General features: G+C 39.7%; 16 protein-coding genes. 13 read left to right on the top strand and 3 right to left on the bottom strand.

Going from position 1 to position 19,052, the window contains the following annotated elements:
- Positions 1-128: 128 nt before the first annotated feature.
- Entirely contained in the window at positions 129-2,939 is a 2,811-nt protein-coding gene (pulA, locus tag EMK97_RS14585) for a pullulanase-type alpha-1,6-glucosidase (RefSeq protein WP_130603414.1), read from the top strand.
- Positions 2,940-3,033: 94 nt separating this feature from the next.
- Here pulA and EMK97_RS14590 read toward each other — a convergent pair whose 3' ends face one another.
- Entirely contained in the window at positions 3,034-3,906 is an 873-nt protein-coding gene (locus EMK97_RS14590; RefSeq protein WP_130603416.1) for a 1-acyl-sn-glycerol-3-phosphate acyltransferase, read from the bottom strand.
- A 494-nt stretch (positions 3,907-4,400) separates the two neighbouring features.
- Here EMK97_RS14590 and EMK97_RS14595 point away from each other — a divergent pair, with 494 nt between their 5' ends.
- Both EMK97_RS14595 and EMK97_RS14600 read left to right on the top strand, forming a co-directional pair.
- The gene (locus tag EMK97_RS14595) at positions 4,401-5,414 is read left to right on the top strand and encodes an FHA domain-containing protein (RefSeq protein ID WP_130603418.1); all 1,014 of its coding nucleotides are present in this window, start codon (positions 4,401-4,403) and stop codon (positions 5,412-5,414) included.
- Positions 5,407-7,977 carry a serine/threonine-protein kinase gene (locus tag EMK97_RS14600; protein ID WP_130603420.1) on the top strand — a complete coding sequence of 857 codons (2,571 nt, stop codon included), beginning with the start codon at positions 5,407-5,409 and terminating at the stop codon, positions 7,975-7,977. Before EMK97_RS14595 ends, EMK97_RS14600 begins: the two co-directional genes overlap by 8 nt.
- Here the strand turns inward: EMK97_RS14600 and EMK97_RS14605 are convergent.
- The gene (locus EMK97_RS14605; RefSeq protein WP_130603422.1) at positions 7,974-8,327 is read right to left on the bottom strand and encodes a hypothetical protein; all 354 of its coding nucleotides are present in this window, start codon (positions 8,325-8,327) and stop codon (positions 7,974-7,976) included. The two genes, EMK97_RS14600 and EMK97_RS14605, sit on opposite strands and share 4 nt — an antisense overlap.
- Positions 8,328-8,718: 391 nt before the next feature.
- Between EMK97_RS14605 and EMK97_RS14610 the strand changes: the two genes are divergently transcribed.
- The 10 genes from EMK97_RS14610 (at position 8,719) to EMK97_RS14655 (ending at position 17,420) form a co-directional block, all read left to right on the top strand.
- Positions 8,719-9,027, top strand: coding sequence for a hypothetical protein (locus tag EMK97_RS14610; RefSeq protein ID WP_130603424.1), 309 nt, complete (start codon positions 8,719-8,721; stop codon positions 9,025-9,027).
- 99 nt (positions 9,028-9,126) lie between these two features.
- Positions 9,127-9,435 (top strand): hypothetical protein, encoded by a 309-nt coding sequence (locus EMK97_RS14615; RefSeq protein WP_145963111.1) that lies wholly within the window; start codon positions 9,127-9,129, stop codon positions 9,433-9,435.
- Between the two features lie 66 nt (positions 9,436-9,501).
- The gene (locus tag EMK97_RS14620) at positions 9,502-10,215 is read left to right on the top strand and encodes a hypothetical protein (RefSeq protein ID WP_130603428.1); all 714 of its coding nucleotides are present in this window, start codon (positions 9,502-9,504) and stop codon (positions 10,213-10,215) included.
- 369 nt (positions 10,216-10,584) lie between these two features.
- A complete protein-coding gene (locus EMK97_RS14625) occupies positions 10,585-11,241 on the top strand; it encodes a hypothetical protein (protein ID WP_130603430.1) in 657 nt (218 codons plus the stop codon).
- Between the two features lie 216 nt (positions 11,242-11,457).
- Positions 11,458-11,583, top strand: a complete 126-nt coding sequence (locus EMK97_RS19445; protein ID WP_425462175.1) for an ATP-binding cassette domain-containing protein — start codon at positions 11,458-11,460, stop codon at positions 11,581-11,583.
- A gap of 45 nt (positions 11,584-11,628) precedes the next feature.
- On the top strand, positions 11,629-12,099 hold the full coding sequence (locus EMK97_RS14635) for a DUF4410 domain-containing protein (RefSeq protein ID WP_130603432.1): 471 nt from the start codon (positions 11,629-11,631) through the stop codon (positions 12,097-12,099).
- 146 nt (positions 12,100-12,245) lie between these two features.
- Positions 12,246-12,899, top strand: a complete 654-nt coding sequence (locus tag EMK97_RS14640; protein ID WP_130603434.1) for an ABC transporter ATP-binding protein — start codon at positions 12,246-12,248, stop codon at positions 12,897-12,899.
- The gene (locus EMK97_RS14645) at positions 12,883-15,309 is read left to right on the top strand and encodes an ABC transporter permease (protein WP_130603436.1); all 2,427 of its coding nucleotides are present in this window, start codon (positions 12,883-12,885) and stop codon (positions 15,307-15,309) included. Before EMK97_RS14640 ends, EMK97_RS14645 begins: the two co-directional genes overlap by 17 nt.
- 1 nt (position 15,310) lies before the next feature.
- Positions 15,311-16,378: a lipocalin-like domain-containing protein gene (locus EMK97_RS14650; RefSeq protein ID WP_130603438.1), complete on the top strand. Its 1,068-nt coding sequence runs from the start codon at positions 15,311-15,313 to the stop codon at positions 16,376-16,378.
- A gap of 49 nt (positions 16,379-16,427) precedes the next feature.
- Positions 16,428-17,420, top strand: a complete 993-nt coding sequence (locus EMK97_RS14655) for a polysaccharide deacetylase family protein (protein ID WP_170176775.1) — start codon at positions 16,428-16,430, stop codon at positions 17,418-17,420.
- 110 nt (positions 17,421-17,530) lie between these two features.
- On the opposite strand, the gene EMK97_RS14660 is transcribed toward EMK97_RS14655, so the two are convergent.
- Positions 17,531-18,892: a serine hydrolase domain-containing protein gene (locus EMK97_RS14660; protein WP_130603442.1), complete on the bottom strand. Its 1,362-nt coding sequence runs from the start codon at positions 18,890-18,892 to the stop codon at positions 17,531-17,533.
- Positions 18,893-19,052 lie beyond the last annotated feature (160 nt).

Genomic DNA, 19,052 nt, shown 5'->3' on the forward strand with positions numbered 1-19,052 from the left:
TTGTGTTTGAGCTAGGGCTTTAGTTCGTGAATGTGTACGTGAATACGTATGCAAAATGACAAAATAAGTTCTTTTCCATGACGTTAGCAAGTAACGTAGTATTTATGAGTATTTAAAGAAAATTCATTATGACAAAACCTTCTTCCTTGTATCGTATTGCCGCCTTATCTTCAGCCTTAGTGTTTGTGTCAGGGCTTGTAGCATGTGGTGATAATAATCAAGCTGAGCAGAGCTCATTGTCGAGCCAGCAAGCGAATGCCGCTATGGTGAGCGACTATGTTAAACAGGCATCTGATAGTGCTGCTCATTGGTTAACGCCAGAGTTATTAGTGCTGCCCAAGTCGCAAACTAAGTTATTGTATCAGCTGGTTAATGCCAACCCTGATGCTTATGATGCCATAACCTTAATTGCTACAGATTTACCTGAGCATTTAGCCAAGAAATTCCCACATTTGGCTGACTTTCAGGCCTATAAAATGAATTTGTCCGCGAATCAGGCTAAGGCATGGTTAAAGCAGCAGTTAATGGTTGTCGGCTTAGATAAAGCACAACAAAGCCAGCAGGTTTCTTGGTTACAAACTGGCGCGGTTATTGATGCCTTGTACACCCAAGGTAAAGATGATGCCAATGAAGTAACCGACTTAGGCGCAACTATTACATCTCAAGGAGTTAGCTTTAAATTATGGGCGCCTACAGCACAACAGGTTGAGCTATTAGTTTTTAATGATGATTTAAGCCCGGCAAGCCCGGCAAAACTTGCCATGGTGGAAGATAACACGACTGGTGTATGGTCTGTTGTCGGTGATAAAACACTAAATGGCGCTTATTATCAATATCAAATTACTGTCTATCACCCAATCAGTCTGCAAGTTGAAACTCTAGTTACTACAGATCCTTATTCATTGAGTTTGTCAGTGAACAGTAAGTACTCACAAGTGGTTGATTTAAATAGCGCAGACACTCAACCTAGCAACTGGCAACAACATAACATTCCATCGATTAATAATGCAGAAGATCATGTATTGTACGAAACCCATATTCGTGACTTCAGCTCAGATGACACTGCGTTATCAGATAGCCGCTACCAAGGAAAATATAAAGCCTTTAGTGAACAAAACTCCTATGGCATGAAGCATTTATTATCATTGCGTGATGCCGGTTTAAATACGGTACATTTACTGCCGACCTTTGATATTGGCACGGTCAATGAAGATATCAGTCAAGCGATTTCCCTCAATGACAGTATTGAAAAAGTATGTACTATAGCGCCAAATACCAGCGTATGTAGTGATAATAACGTTTCTTCTCAAACGTCACTTAAAACGGTATTAGAGAGCTTTGATGTTAGTGGTAGTCAAGCACAGCAGTTAGTGAGTGAATTACGTGAAGTAGATAACTTTAACTGGGGTTATGATCCTTTCCATTACACTGTGCCTGAAGGTAGTTACGCGCTAAATCCACAAGGTAAAGCACGTATTGTTGAGTTTAGGGAGATGGTGCAAAACCTACATGAGTTAGGTTTTCGGGTGATAATGGATGTCGTCTATAACCATACCTATCAATCAGGCTTAGAAGATAAATCTGTGCTTGATAAAATCGTGCCACATTACTATCACAGGTTGCATCCAGTTACAGGGGCAATTGAGCAATCTACCTGTTGTGATAATACCGCAACCGAACGTGTGATGATGGCTAAGCTTATGACTGATTCACTGGTGGTTTGGGCGCGTGATTATAAAATTGATGGTTTCCGCTTTGATTTAATGGGTCATCAACCCAAACAAGCTATGCTGGTAGCGCGCGAAGCGGTGCGAGCAGTTGATAGTGATACCTACTTTTATGGGGAAGGTTGGAATTTTGGTGAAGTGGCTAATAACAGTCAATTTACTCAAGCAAGCCAACTGGAATTAGGCGGCACAGAAATAGGTACCTTTACCGATAGATTGCGTGACGCAGTTCGCGGAGGTGGAAATAATACTCGTGATAGCCAAGGCATAGGCAATGGCTTATTAATGCAGCCAAATGAGCGAGCTGACGCTAAGCAAAGTTTGGCTGACTATCATTTACGCATGGATCAACTGCGTATTGGTTTGGCTGGCAACTTAGTTAATTACCCACTAGAGAATGCCCAGGGTGAAGCTGTGCTAGGTAAAGATATTCCTTATGGCGACCAACCAACGGGTTATGCGTTAGATCCTGCTGATACCATCAACTATGTGTCAAAACATGATAATCAAACGCTTTGGGATAATAGCCAGTATCGTTTAGCCTTTGATGTAACCACAGAAAATCGTGTGCGTATGCATGTGCAAAGCCTGTCATTCGCGCTGTTTGCCCAAGGTATTCCATTCTTACATATGGGTAGCGAATTTATGCGCTCTAAGTCATTCCTACGTGATAGTTATGATTACAGCGATTGGTTTAACCGTGTCGATTTTTCTAAGCAAAATAATTATTACAATGTTGGCTTACCACCCGCGGTAAAAGATAAGGAGAATTGGCCGCTAATACAGGAAGTTATGGCAGGTCATCAAGGGCGCGATCAGGTAACTAGTGAAGATATTGCTTTTGCTAGCAAGGCCTTTAAAGACATGTTAGCTATTCGCATGAGCTCACCTTTATTTAGGCTAACCAGCGAACAACAAGTATTGGAGAAAATTGCCTTTTTAAACCAAGGTAAAGCGCAGCAACTTGGCTTGTTAGTGATGCAACTAGATGATAACCAAGGTGAGGCCGTTGATGATAATTATCAGCGTATTATGGTTATCTTTAATACTAGCGATAAAGCGCAGTTCTTTGCTTATGAGTCAGCAGCGAGTTATCAGCTTCACCCGATTCAACAGCAAGGTGAAGATACGCTATTAAAACAAAGCAAGGCAACGGATAAAGGCTTTAGTATTGCACCTTTATCGTCTGTGGTGTTTGTTGAGAAAAGATAGTTAACAGTAACCTCAGCCAGGTTAAATAAAAAGCGCTAATCACATACTGCGATTAGCGCTTTTTTTATGCATGAATTGCAGCAAGAATTTTGCTTTAGGCACGTGGCGTTAAATGTAAGAAGCAGCCGCGACCAGCAAAGGTTAACTGATAAGTTGGCTCATTCTTTTCCGTTAAAAGCTTAGCCTTTTCAAGTAAACCTTTTTCAATAAGAAAGTCCAGCATAGAAGTAGAAAGTTCACCTAGCTTAGCCTTGGCAGTGATTTCCATTTTAGTGGCTACGCCTTTAAAAGAATACATGGCGCGAATAATTGCTGCTTCGGTTTCATTAATCTCAGGCATTTGGCCCGTGTATTCAGGGAATTGCTCATCAGGGAATTTACCTTGAATGCTTTTGTAAGAAGCCTGCATTGCTTGAATATCACTGTCTTTATCACCGGTTAAGGAAAAGGTATGGAATACACCGGCTTCTTTACTTAGGTAATCAACCTTGGCAAGAAAAATAGGTAAATCGCAGCCTTGAGCAACGTGATAAAAGCCTGTCTTCCATTTTTGTACGCCACTGCGTGTGCCTTCTGGCGTAAATAAGAAAAACACTCGGTTGAGTTTTTGGCTTTTAATGAAATTTTTAATTTGTTCAACTTGACCAGCACCATTAGGTGAGCGATCGATCGGGATAGCGCCAAGATACATTAAAAATGAACCTAATACCGGTACTTTGCATAAACTATCTTTAATGGAAAAGTAAATTTTCACATCTTGCAAAATAGCCGCACCAAGTGCGTAAATAAAATCCCAATTGGAGGTGTGTGGCGCGGCAATGGTTACTCCTGCACCTTCAGGTGTTGGTTGGCAAATTTTCCAGCCAGCCAGTTTGAACCAGATAGAGAAAATAAACTTTAAAAAATATTTGGTAAAGACACCGTCAAAGATGGTTTTTTCATGAATAGTGAGCGCTTTTTTAGCCATGATAAATCTGAAAAGTTACAACCTAGATAAGACAAATTGTAGCATGAAGACTAGTAAAAACCTTGTTTTGACGCAGTAAAATGACTTGATTGATAATTGTCGTAGTTTGCTTGTCATCGTTCTTGTTTGAAAACCTTATTGCTTTGATAAGCCTTCATGAATTTAGCTAGTATTAACCGTTACTTAGTGGTTTACTTTCTTCTGTTAGCTAGATACTGGTGTTTGAATATTACTTTTGCTAATTTCTTTAAAATTAACTTTGGCGGTTTGTATAGCTATTAACTGGTTGTTAAATAGGCAAAATGCTTTGATTAGATAAGTCTGTGAACAAGCTTTATTTGCGCGAAAACAAACAACCTTACAGCCGCGTTATGCTAGGATGACATTCATACAAAAAATCTTTTTTATATGAGTTTCTTGTAATTTTATACAATTTGTCTTTCAATGCTTTGATATATTTACTGTTAGTAACATCACTTGCATACGTTGTTTATATGGCTGCTATTTTAGATTTAAGCGAAACCTCGACCATTTTAAAGTATTTAAATGCCTATCACTGTATTGGTCGGTCAGCGACTAATGCAGATACTGTGATTAGTGCCCCAGAAGTCTCAAGGGTACATGCCGTTATTGAATGGTTTCAACAGCAATGGTTTATTCGCGATGTTAGTCATAATGGCACTTGGGTAAATAATGAAAAGTTGCTAAAAGACACCTTCCGCAAGCTAGAGCTCGGCGATATAGTTACCTTTGCCTCAGGTGAAACTTATGGCATGAAGGTAGCTGATTTAGCACCACCGCAAAATATGTTATTAGCACTTGATGAGCGCGCTCAGCAAACAAGCCAAGCACCTATTATATTAACGGATTACAACTTATTGCCCAATGAAGACAAGCCAGAAATAGTGCTGTTTTATGCTCAATGTAAAGGGCAGTGGTATAAAGAGTTTATAGACGATGCTAACGGTCATGCCTATCCAGTGAATGATTTAGACACGCTACGTTTTAGCGAACAAAATTGGCAAATTAATCTCAATAGCCAAAGCGAACAGACGCTGCAATTATCAAAACCTAAGTTGTTAGCTAGCCAAATTAAGTATCGCTTTAACCTCAGTTTAGATGAAGAAAACACTGAGCTGCATATCACCACCTTAGATGAACAGCACTCCTTGTCGAACAATGCTCATCATTATTTAACCTTAAACCTTGCGAGGTATCGCGATAGTGATGCTAGAAAGGGCTTAGCTGAATGCGATCAAGGCTGGGTATTACCAGAAATTTTAGCGCAGGAGCTAGGCTATGATATCTCTTTGTTTAACACCCATGTGTGCCGAGCGAAAAAGCAATTTAGGCAGATACTTGGCGGTGCCTGCGATGGTGATGAATTGATTGAGCGTCAAGGGCGAAGAATTCGTTTTGCTGGCAGCTTTTTTAGGATTTACAAAGGTAATGAACTTATTGTTAATCGAGGCCAAGGTAAAGCGTCGCTAACGGTACTGCATGGTTAATATGCAAGGGCAGTACAGTAAAATTCGCCTATTGGGCGAGGGTGGTATGGGTAAGGTTTACCTTGCCCAAGATAACAAACTAGAACGACAAGTTGCCATTAAAGAGCTTACCGCTTTATCTGGCGAGCAATCGCTTGAGCATGCTTTAGCTGAGGCGCGTATTTTAGCGCGATTAAGTCACGCTAATATTATTCAAATTTACAATGTCTATGAACAAAATAACCAAGCTGCTTTGGTTATGGAATATTTTCATAGCCAATCGCTAAGCCAGTATCAAAAAGAAAACCAGTTATCTATGGTTGAAAAGCTTGAGCTATTACGGCAATTAACATCTGGTCTGAAAGCAGCACATCAACATGGCATTATTCATTGTGATCTTAAGCCAAGTAATATTTTAATTAATAAGCAAGGGCAGCTAAAAATAGCTGACTTTGGTATTGCGCGTTTGGCAGGTCAGGAGCAAGGTATTGAGTCTGACAGTAGCGCTGGTTATGGCTGTTTGTTTTATATGTCGCCAGAGCATATTGCAAGACAAGCACTCGATTATAGAACAGACATCTTCTCATTGGGGATTATTGCTTATCAATTACTCGTTGGCAGTCATCCTTTTGGTCAAGGCTCAGCAAACCAAGTGGCAGAGCGTATTTGTCAGCAAGTGCCGGAACATGCAAAAAACTTGCTCTGTGATGCGCCTGCTGCATTAACCGATTTATTAATGGCAATGCTGGTTAAGCCTGTTGCAAAGCGCACGTTAACAGCAGCGGAGATAGAAAATAGATTAGGCCATATATTAATGCAGTGGCAGCAAAACCTAGACAGTGAGCAAGCGACTTTACCTTTGCCCGAGCCAATAACGAAAAAGCAGCATGGCTTTAGCGCGATTAAGTTATTCTCGGGTGCTTGTTTACTGTGTTTGTTGGTGTTGTTTGCCTTTTACTTTGTCAGCCAAGATGAGAGCGACAACAAGCATGTGGCTATTTTAAAGCCTAGGCTGATAGAAAACTCTGCTATGCCTGCAGCGCAACAAGCTTTGGTGTTATCAACAGTTGAAGATGCCATGCGCCAAGCGGTTATCAATACTAAAAACATGTATTTGATCTCGCAGCGAGAAGTCATGGCAACAACCGCTTTGCTCGGTGACAATTTAGCTAAGCTTAAACAAGCACTAGGGGCATCAGACCTTATTACCACCTCGTTAGAGTGTGATACTAATCGTTGTAACGTTCGTTTTGCTCGGTTAACTAGCAGACCAAATAATGCTGAACACTTATCGGTTAGTGCCGAGAATCATTGGTTTTTACTTATTGAGAAATTTAGCGTTATGTACAGTGCCAGCCAAGGGCAATTTGCTGCTTTGTTTGCCAAAGAGTTAGCAGTAAATAAAGCGGGTTTACTACAAAAGCCAATAAAAGAATCAGACTATCAGCGTTATATTAATCTTTACCACGAGATAAAAGAGCAAAGACAATATAATGAACACAGCTTATCTAAACTTGCTGAGCTTTTAACAAGGTCGCCCTATTTGTATGCCGCTTATGCCTTATATCGAGATACCGCATTAGACTTATACCTAGATTCACGAGACAAAAAATATCTACAGCAACTTGATAGCTTGCTACAAAATGCACCACCTGAATATCGCTACAGCGTCTATGAAGCGATTGATAGGTTTTGGTTGGCGTCAGATCTAGGGCAAATGGACGTCGCTCAGCAGCAAATTACCGAGGCAAAGCATCGCGGTGCAGATGCTTTGCTAATACTAGAGCAGCAAGCTTATATGCATTTTAGCAGCGGACATTATGACAAAGCAGCACAAGCCTACACCGATGCTTACAAGCTTAGACCTAGTTTAAGTTTGCTCTACAACAGCGCTTTTAGTTATTGGCGTATGGGGGCGTTGAGTGAGGCGGAAAAGACCATTGAAAGCCTGTTAAAGCAATACCCTAATAACATTAAAGGTAAAAGGTTACAGGCTAATATTTGGCTGTTGCAAGGTCAGCTGGCATCAGCAATAGCGGCTTATCAGGCTATTGTTAACATTAATCCTCAAAGCAGTGATTTAACTAACTTGGCTTTGGCGTACGCATTAAATAAGCAATATAAAAAATCATTAGAGTTTGCGCAAAAAGCATTAGCAAAAGCTCCTAAGCATCCTTTTAACTTGTTGAATTTGGCTGATATTGAAATGATGATGGGCGATAAGCAATTGGCTAAATCTCATTATCAACAAGTTGTAAGCTTGTTAGTTGGTAAAAATGAGGTGAAATATCTCACCAATTTAGCGCAGGCGTACGCGCAATTAGGGCAAGCTGACTTAGCTATAGCAACGATAAATAAAGCGCAGGAATTGACTTCTGATAACGGGGAGGTGTCTTACGCTTCCGCCTTGGTTTATAGCTTGTTAAATGAAAAATCTTCGGCTATCCATCATGTTAAAGTGGCATTAAAAAATAATGTCGGAGCTGTTTGGTATAACCTTCCTTGGTTTGACGCATTATGCCGTGAAGCTCAATTTAAAAAATTGATGGATAGCCACGCTAATACTGGGCGATGTAACAATTAGGTTCTAATCACACCACCGTCGCTAATGGTGCCATTCTCACCAACTTCCCCTTGCTTTTGTTTAGCTTCGGCTTGCTTTATGGTCACTAAATGCTCAAACGCGGTTGGGTCTTGCGCTTTTAAATCCAATAAACGTTGTAATTGCTCAGGTTTAGACTCCGACAAAGTTAATAATTGCGCGAGTAGCTTAGCATCGGTTAGCGCTAGGTTGTTTAGTTGCTCTACCAAAGCTGGCTTAGTTTCAGCTAGGCTGATTAACATGCTAGTAGATGATTCAGCATGCGCTTGTGGCAGAGAAATACTTGCGGTAAATGCCAACGCGATAGAAAGTACTTTTAAGGTATTTTTCATAGTGGTTCCTATTCAGTAAAGGCGAAATTCAGGATGAATTCACGCGAGAATCGAACAGAAACTTAATAAGCTCAGTCTGCTTGAACCATGACAACGCATTACAAGTACTGGCTTGTGAATGTGCTTTGTTTGCTTGGTGTGTTTTTATCTTGAAAAGTATTTGTTTAACAAAGTACTAGCTAAATGAGTAAATATTAAACAGCTTTAAAGTAATGATGTAATAAGGGATGTGCTGTCATGACGTGTCATCTTTAACTCCCTAGATTCTCAGCCTAAGTTTTCTTGATAACAGCAATGTCAACATGCTTGTAATGCCGTGTAATGGTGTTTTGTTTGCAAATACGTATAGTTTTGTTTTACGACAGATCGCTCAAATGGTTTTACAAACCTAATGACAAAAGCAGTAGTAACAGGTTGGAAGATTAAACCAGGTAAGTCTGATAGAGCCTGCAGTAGTGGTACATGGAAAGACCACTGGCTCGTCTTTTCAGGTGTTACTTGGCCGCCTTATTGTTCCGTATATGGTTGTCTGCAAGTACCTACCTTAGGTGCAATTATTGACAATCCGGCTGTTGCAGGTGAACACATTGCCCCTTTGTGTCATGCCTGCAACAGCCAAGTTGTTAGGTTTAAGTTAAATTATCAAGTAACACTGGTTAGCGTTGACCAAGCCCAAACTTGTGAGGTTTTAATAACCTAAAGATCCATCAATATTAATAAGTTGTTTTCCATGCAGTTAGGAAATTTATTATGCAAACGAGCTCATATTCGTGTTTTTCAATCGTTACAAGGCATGTACATGTCATTGATTAACAAGTTACTAGAACGTCCAGAGTCGATTAAAGAGATTAACGACAAATACGATTACGAAGACGTGTATTTTGCCAAAAACGGCGATGCTGCTGTGGTTTCTTGCGGCCAAAATGGCAGCTATAACGAATTAAGTTACATCTACACCACACACCTTTTACCTAAAGTTGAAGCCGGCATTATCAGCAAACAAGCGGCGATTGATGCCTTAGATGCTGCCTGTGCCACCATTGAAGTACCACGCAAACGAGAAGAATTTTATCGGTATTTGAGTGAAGAGTTGGATGTGGATATTTGACGGTAGCTACTGTGTAAAAACCAATCTAAGTCATCAAATAGAAATTGTAATTAAGTGGATTTAAAAATGAAGTTGGATAACCGAAAGTTATATGAGTTTTTAAAAAGTAACAATATAACGAGCCTTTACCATGCTAATACAGTTGCCACGTCAATGACTTTTATTGAAGAAGGTGGCTTACTTTCACGCGAGTATATTGAAAGGCAAGGCTTGTATCAAACACCTCAGCAATCAGATGATATAGACAAAAAGTTTGCTGTTTTTGACGATATATTTCTGGATACCACTGACTTACATCAACACTTCTGTCGCCAGAATCATTACGGCCCTGTTCTTTTTCAATTTAGTTCGGAATTACTGTTAAATAATGGTTTTGAAATCTGGGTAACAAAAGATAATCCTATATATTGGTCAGCAAACAGCCAAGCTTCAGATAATTATTTCGACAGTGTCAGAGAGCTTTCTGATGAATGGAATAAACACGATAGACAAAAAATGATGGTAACCATAAGAAAACCCAGCAAGCCCATTCTGTTTGATTATCTTGAAAGCATAACTTTGGATAATCCAAAGGTTAAGCTTAATAATGAGCTTGACCTGCATATTGAATCAAAAAAAGCATTGATAGACGTATTAAGAGGCAATTCGAACATGGCTAATATGCTCAAATTGAGAAACTGTGAGCTATGTTTCTGTGTTGGCAATTACTCAGATCAATTATCGCAAACAGAATTAGTTCAAAAGTTTTTACCCGATACTCATGAAGCGTTTGAAAGGTGAAGTGTTACGCAAGCGTGAAGACTTTTATCAGTATTTGAGTGAAGAGTTGGAAGCAGGTATATAGGAATGAATTTAATAGTTAGTAAGATGAAGTATTGAATTTATATAATTTAATAATTATACACTGGTACTGTTAAAGAGAGCTATTTGACTGTTCTGATATTGAAACTTTAAGGGAGTTCAAGTCTAGTCAATAAAATGTTGACACCCTCAGCAAAAAGGCGCAATAATTGCCGTCGGTGTTTCATGGATGCCAGCCCACCCCGAAGGCAAATCTCTCAGAGAACCAAAATTCCGAATTTAACGTTTTTTTCTACCATTGAGTATGGTGAGGGGTGCACATAAATCGATGGAAGTGAGGAGAACGATATGCCTACAGAACACCAAAATTTAATAGTACATGTTAAGAAAAAAGCAAAGCAATTACAAAAAAGCTCACCTGAGAAAAAGCATTGTCAATGTTTAGACGAAATTGCTCAAGAAAAAGGGTTTCGTGATTACTTCGATTTGAAGCAAAAAAACAAAGAACAAAAGCAAGAAATACCCTTAAATCCATATTTTATTGATGCCCATGCAGATATTATTAAGACAGTAATCGCTAATTGTGCTGTTGAAGATGAGCTAGTTCCTGAACTTTGGGATTTACTATTTGCTAATATTTCCAGTGACTCTGATATACAGCATATTGAGCAATTAACTCGTTGTAAAATAGATAAAGAAGCAATTAAAAACTATGGATATGCTGCTCTAAAGAGTGATTCAGAGCAAGATAAAATATTAGGTAATATCCTAGTATCAATTGGTCATTATTATCGATCTTTAATGGATAATAGTGCCCATAAAATCGGGGAACACATTAATTTTAAAACATATTTCGGGTATTGGTTATTGAGGTTTGGTCAAGATAAAGAAGTGCTTGAAAAACTTAAGAGATCTTACCCGTATGATGGAGAGTCAGGCGGAACGTCTTGGGCACCTGAGTGGTGGTTAATCGACAAAGGTTATGTAAGTAAAGCTTCAGCTTAGTAGTTTATGGAAGTTGGCTGTCGCTGACGTTAAAAATATGTGCGGCGATAGTTTATATTTTTCATACATAGATTTATAAAGTAACTTGGTGAATTAGCTGTGGTAGTTTAGACTGTTTCCAACATTCACTTCTAATTTACTCGTAGCTTTCTCAAATACATCACGTTAAATTAAGCTCTTTTAAAGCAAGGGGTTAGTGTGATTTAAGTTAAAGGTTTGTGTTTTAACCGCACTAATGGCGATAGCAAGCACAACATTTTAAATCAGCTCAACCTATCTGTTCCTGCGGCGCAGCACCTTGCCTTATTGGGTGATAGCGGCTCAGGAAAAACCACATTTTAGTTAATTTCAATTTTATCTACGATTACGAACAAGGAATATTTATTTATGAAATATGGAAATGCAGTTTTTTTACTTTTGATTTCATTAGTAATTAGTGGCTGTGCTGCTCCACGGATGTTTATTACTCAGCCATATATGCCAACGTCAGCTGATTCTTTTGAGTATAAAATTTCACAGAAAGTGAAGGTTAAAGAAAATGCTCTTGCGATCTTTTCTGAACAAATTGGTAAAAGTTTGGCGGAATCAAAGCTAAATGAGAATGTAGCGAATAAGTTACTTGATATTACTTTCACTAGCTATAACGTAAGACATGGTGCTAAAAGAGCAATGTTAGGTGTGTTTGCTGGCTCTGACTATGTTGTCACCCAAGTTGTCATTTACGATAAATCTTCAGGCGAAGCTGTTTCAAAATTTAGAGTAATTTCTGAAAATAACAAGGCTGTTGGTTCAACCAAAGGTTTATTACAAGATCATGCAAAGAAAACTATTGCTTATATAAAGACAGGTAGAGCGTGATAATGTGAGCGCAAGCTTATAATCATGATGAAACTAAAAAAGTAACCTTGGTTATAGAGAAATCTTAGGTTGATATTTGGTTTGCACCTACCTAGTAAACCCTAATCAATCACGTTAAACTAAGCTCCTTGAAACAAGGAGTTAACGTGATTGAAGTTAAGGATTTGTGTTTTAGTCGCACCGATGGCGATAGTAAACACAATATTTTAAATCAGCTCAACCTATCTGTTCCTGCCGCGCAGCACCTTGCCTTATTGGGGGATAGCGGCTCAGGAAAAACCACTTTTTTACATATTCTTGCAGGCTTATTGCAAGCCGATAGCGGCTCGGTCAATGTTAATAATCAAGAATTAACCCAGTTAAACGATAAACAGCTCGCTTTGTATCGTCGTAAAATTGGTTTGATATTTCAGCAATATCAACTGCTTGATTGCTTAACGGTTAAACAAAATATTCTTTTTCAGCACAAGTTGAATTACGCAGGTAAAGCGGCTACTGAATTTGATTCTTTGGTTGACTCATTAGGTTTAAGCCAAAAATTAAACGCTTTACCGCATCAGCTTTCTGGTGGTGAGCAGCAGCGTGTTGGTATTGCTCGGGCGTTGTTAAATAAGCCACAAATTATTTTTGCTGATGAGCCAACCGGCAATTTAGATCAAACCCGCTCTCATCAAGTAGTCGAGTTACTAACAAAGCTTTGTAAAGCGCGTGAAATCAACTTGGTTATGGTAACCCATAGTCAGCAATTAACGGATTATTTTGACCAAGTAAAAGTGCTTCGAGATGGCCTTTTTGACTAACGAAATTAAACTAATACTTGCCAGCCATATTGCTTTTTATCGTCGCCACCCTTGGTTAATGGCGCTCTTTATTCTGGGCTTTAGTTTAGGCAGTGCCTTGCTAACGGCGATTGCAGGGCTTAACCAAGAGGCAAAATCTCGCTATCAAGAATCTTCGGCATTAATGACTAACCCTGTTAGTCATCTAATTAAACCATTAACGGGTGAAGAGTATATTGCTGGCGAGTTGTGGTTAGAGTTAAGGCGACAAGGTTTTACCAATGCACAGCCTGTGCTACGGGGACAATTAAAAACTAAGGCTGGGCGTACCTTATCAATTCAAGGGGTTGATACCTTATTGTGGTTTAGTCAGTCACAACCAAAGCATTCGCAAAATAGTCAATTACAAAAGCAAGAAGAGCAAAGCAATAGCACCTCTAATAGTCTGATTTCGTTAACCAGTTTGTTAGTTGATGCGCAATTTGCTAGTCGATTATTTAATGAGGCGGGTGAACAGCTTGAATTTGAACTAAACAAAGGCCAGCAACAGCCAGATATTCACTTAGTTGATGATATCGGCCTTTGGGCGATAACCGATCTTGCCAATGCTGATTACTTGTTATCAGCAAACGGGCAATTGAGCTTTATTGAATTGTTACAGCTAAGTGAGCAGCAACTTAGCCAGATAGAAACATTACTCGCAGGCAGGGCGCAGCTAGTTGATGCTGAGCAGCAAGAGTTTGATGTGCTCTCGCAAGCGTTCTTTTTTAATTTAACTGCGCTTGCCATGCTAGGTTATATTGTTGCCGCTTTTTTAAGTTTTAATGCGATAAAACTTACCTTAACCGCACGTAAAAAACTGCTGACGCAAATGCATTTACTTGGCTGTAGTAAGTCAGGTATTCAATTAAGTTTAACCATTGAGCTCGTTGCTGTTAGTGCCGTTACTGCGCTTTTAGGCACGGCAGGCGGTTACTTTATTGCCAATGCCTTAGTGTTAGATGTAAACCGCACCTTGGTTGGCCTGTATCAGTTAGATAAAGCCTTGGTTATTAGCTGGCAATGGGGCAATGTCTTACTCGGCTTTGCCTTAAATATGTTCGCCTTAGCGGTAATTTTAATCGCTCAAGCTAAGTACCTTGCCAATAAAGGTCAGTGGGCATTTTATGGCATGTTGGTGGCAACTGGTTTAGCGCTATTATGGTTAGTTAACTATGCCGCGAGTGAATTTCAAGCCTTACTGCTTTGTTTTACCTTATTGCTGTTATTTATTTTATTAGTGCCTAAGGCGTTGTCTGCGCTGGTTGCTATTCCTTTTAAATTGAATAATCCGCTTAATCAGTGGTTACATGCCGATACGCGCTTTCATATCAAAGATTTACATATTGCCATTATTGCTATTTTGGTGGCACTTGGCAGTGCTATTGGTATGCAAATTATGGTGAAAAGTTTTAGCAATACCCTAAATGCCCACCTTGAAAAACAGTTAAGTGCCGATATTTATTTGCGCTCAGAAACGCTTAATCACACCTTAAGAAATGAATTATCTGCCTTGCCAGAAGTGGCGCTATTAAGTGTTTATACTCAAAGCGAAGGTAAGCTAAATAATTTACCCGCGCAATTAGCCAGCTTTGGTGATAGCGCTAAGCATTATCAGCATATTTCGCTAACAGCAGGCGGTGTTGCCAGTGTGGCTAGTTTTGCCAATAACGGCTGCCTTGCCAATGAGCAAAGTTATATTAAATTTGGTATTGCCCTTGGTAGCGAGGTAACTTTCACTCAAAATGCCACACAGTTTAGTTGTAGAATTACTGGCTTTTTCTATGACTATGGTAATCCAAGCATGTTTTTGCTCACCTTAGAGCAACGCCTTAAACAAGCGGGTTTAAATAGTAAACCTTATGGCTATTCCATTCGTTTAAAAACAGATGAAAGCGTGGCGAAATTTACTGAACGCTTAGTCGGTGAATTTAACCAAGATAGCACGCAAATTATGCCCAACAAGGTCTTTAAACAATATGCCAATGCCTTATTTGATGACACCTTTGTTGTTACTAAAGCGCTTAATGGCTTTATTCTCGCTATCGCTTTGCTGAGCTTATGTACTAGCTTATTAAGCTTAAGTGCTAACCAATTAAAGCAATTGGTTATTCTGCGTAACTTAGGGGTAACTGGGCAGCAGTTATTAATTATGAAGTTATTACAAACTGCTGGTGTGGTATTTTTTACTGCCTTGTTTGCTGTGCCGCTCGGTTTTGCTTTAGGCTTTGCCTTATTAAAGTTTGTTATGCCGATTGCCTTTGGCTGGACAATTCACTTTAGCTTAGATTTAGCCACCTTAGTATTTACTTGCTTAACCTTAGTGCTTGTATCGGTAGTCTGTGCTTATCTTCCGGTAAGAAAGCTTATTCGCGTGCAGGGGGAGTATTAAGATGTTAAAGGCTAGTTTACTCAAGCTATGGTTCTTGCTTATTACTATTTTGATGTTAGTTGCTTGTCAGCCAGCACAACAAGAAAGCGCACCTACGGCTTTTCAAATGGCAAGTGGTGCAGCGGTTAAACCTGGCGCTAAGTTAGTTTTTCCGCAAGACCATGGTATTCATCAGGCACAGGGGATTGAGTGGTGGTATATCACAGCAAACTTACAAAGCGATACCGGTGAAACCTTCGGCGTACAATGGACGTTATTTCGTACGTTAATGCCAAGCACGCTTGCTTCAACATGGTGGGATAATAATATTTATTTTGCTCACTTTGCTATTCAGCACCAGCAAACTCATGTTGCCTTTGAACGTGGCCTTGCTCGTGCTAATCAAGCCAAGGTAGTAACTGCGCCATTTACTGCTGCTATTGATGATTGGCAGTTAAAAAGCCAAGGCCAGGCGTTTTTACCACTGAATTTAAGCGCTGTTGAAGATAACTTTGCCGTTAACTTAACACTCGGCGATAGCCCAATGACCTTGCACGGAGATAATGGCTATAGCCAAAAAACTGAAAGTGGTCATGCATCTTATTATTTTAGTTATCCTTTTTTAAAGGTAGAGGGCGCAATTACCTTTGCTGGTAAAGAATATCAGGTAACGGGTAATGCTTGGTATGACAGAGAATGGTCGGCAAGTTTATTGGATAAAAGTCAGCTCGGCTGGGATTGGTTTAGCTTGGTTGATGAGGCCTCAGGCGAGCAAGGTTTAATGCTATTTTGTATTCGTGGTAGTGATCAGGGGTATGATTATTGTAGCGCTACAGAAATCGCACCTGATGGTAAAGCAAGCGCGATAGCCAGAGAAGATATCACATTAGCTGTACTTGAAACAGTTAGCTTAGAAGGCCAAAAATACCCAAGTAAGTGGCGCGCTAGTTTGCCTAATCGAGATGATATTATTTTAGAAACCATCACTAAAGACTCTCGTAATCAGCTTACAATTCCTTACTGGGAAGGGCGCGTTAAAGCCTCTGGCGGCTTTAATGGTTTAGGCTATGCTGAGCTTGTTGGTTATTAACAGGCATTGGGCAATTATAGAAGTTAAATGTCAGGATATTAGTAAGTATATGGATTTAATCACAGGCAAGTTATCTCGAGTATTTAATGTTACTAGTGTGTGTTTATGTTTGGGTGCTGTCTTTATTCAGCCTCTATCTGCAGAGCCAATTGCCAAGTCTGTGAACGTAATAGAGCAGTTGGGCTATAAAGCTCAGGATAAATTACTGATTTTACATGCGGATGATGTTGGCTTAAATGCTTCTACTAATAGCGCGGTGAAAGCAGCGTTTGAGAATGGCTATATCAACTCCGCCAGTATTATGGTGCCGGCGCCTAAGTTTGTTGATTATGCGAGTTACGCTAAGCAGAATCCTCAATTTGACTTAGGCATACATCTTACGTTTACTTCAGAGTGGCCACAAATGCGCTGGGGCGGCGTATTATCGAAAAAAGAAATACCAAGCTTATTGAATGAGCAGGGTTATTTCTATGCAAATACCGCTGACTTTGTAAAACATGCCAAATTAGATGAGGTGGAGAAGGAGATTACAGCGCAAATCGAAAGAGCGCTAGAGGCAGGCATTAAACCGAGTCATATTGATACCCATATGGCTGCCCTGTTTCAAAATGCCGATTTGTTTGCGCTTTATTTAAAGCTAGCAAGAGCTTATCAATTACCAGCAGTTATTTCCCTTAACTTTATAGCCGGCAATGCTCAATATATGGCGCTACTTAATGAGCAGGATTATGGCTTAGACAGTTATTTGTTTGTTACAGGAAATACAGCCGCTAAAGATTGGCATCAAGCCTATGATAAGCTCGTGGTAAATACTAAGCCTGCTCAGGTAAGCCAAGTAACCTTTCATCTCGGTTATGATGATGAAGATATGATTTCAACCACGGGCAGAGATAATGATTATGGCGCGAAGTGGCGTCAACGAGATATGGATTATGTTAGTGATCCTAAGCTAAGTAAGATGCTAGCAGAACAAGGCATTAAATTGATTTCGTGGCGAGAAATACAGCAGCTGAAATTTCCTAACAACTTCTCTAACAAATAATGACTTAGTTATTTTACTGCGATTTAAGCTGCTACCAATATGAAAAAAGGGCTGCTGGTTTTGTAACTAGCAGCCCTTATTTATGAGTTAAAATTTAATTAAACAGCGAGTTATTTTGTTTTAATGGCAACACTTGGTGTGGTTGCTAGACCACTATAAAAGTTCATAACTTGTTCGCCTTTATCGTTTTTATCAATAGTAAAATATGACAAGCTGGCATCATAGAAAAAGCTATTGTTAGACATTGGCTTGATTAACCACTTGTGACCGCCATCACGTTGCGAGAAGAACTTGCCATCTTCATAGCCAATAACACGCTTTGAATCATTTGATACGGCATAGCTGCCTAGTAAGTGCTTGGCACTCTTTTTAGAAAGTTTAATTTCCTTAAACTCTGGTACATCAATGTTAACTGCTTTCGCGGCAAGAAGTAATGCTATATCCCCCGGTGAGCCAGCATCAGTATTGCTTAATACAGCGACATATAAATCTTTTTCTGGTAAATAAAATGCGTTGGTTACAAAGCCATGAATACCGCCGCCGTGACCTATGGCATTATATTTGTTCACTTTGTAAAAACCTAAGCCATAGCCATAATCAGAGCTAGTGTTGTCGTTCAGGGTAAAAGGTGTGATCATTTGCTGGTAACCTGCTTTGGAAATAAGCTTGCCACTTTTTAGAGCGCTATACCAGATGTTCAAGTCATCTACGGTTGAAAGCAATGAACCAGCAGCATGTGGCCACATCATGTTGATTGGCGAGGCGTTAACGATTTCACCATCTGCTAAGCTATAGCCACTGGCTCTGTTAGCGATAAGCTGAGTGCCACCGAACATACTGTTTTTCATGCCTAATTTGGCAAAAATATGTTGCTCTATATAGTCGGCATAGCTTTGTTTACTGGCTACTTCAATGATTTTACCTAGCAATACGTAACCTGTGTTGGAATAGCGCATGGCTTCGCCAGTTTTTAGTGGCATTGGGTGTTTGGCAAACTCAATTAGCATCTCATCTAATGTTGTTGCTGTTGGGATTAGCTTATTCCATACATGTTCGTCTTCGGTGTAGTTTGCTAAACCTGAGGTGTGGGTTAATAGATGCTCAATGGTTATTACTTGGCCTTCTGTTGGAAAGTCAGGCACATATTTATGAATATCGTCTTTAATTGATAGCTTACCTTGCTCGTGCAGCATCATAATGGCGGCGCCGGTAAACTGTTTGGTGATAGAGCCTAATCTGAAAATGCTATCAGTTTCTAATGGAATATTATGCTCTATGTTTGCCATGCCTCGGGCACCTTTATAAAGTACCTTGCCATGTTGACTAACAATAGCCGCCACACCTGGACCATCTTTGTCGACGTATGACTGCAGTACGTTATCATAATCAGCTTTGGTTGCAGCTTTGGGTACTGCGTGAACATTCGTTGTAGTAAGAAGTATCGCGGAGCAAAAAAGTATTGTTTTTATCATATTATCATTCCGATTGATTTTGCTTTTGGCTGACAATTCTTCGCGCTATTAAGATAAAGTGCAATCTGCTTTTTGTCAGGAAATGTTTCGATAAAAATGGCTGCTAGCAGGGACTAATGATTTAAGGTTTATAGCAAAGAGCAACCAATATAGGTTGCTC

Source organism: Litorilituus sediminis (assembly GCF_004295665.1).
Classification (GTDB): Bacteria; Pseudomonadota; Gammaproteobacteria; order Enterobacterales; family Alteromonadaceae; genus Colwellia; species Colwellia sediminis.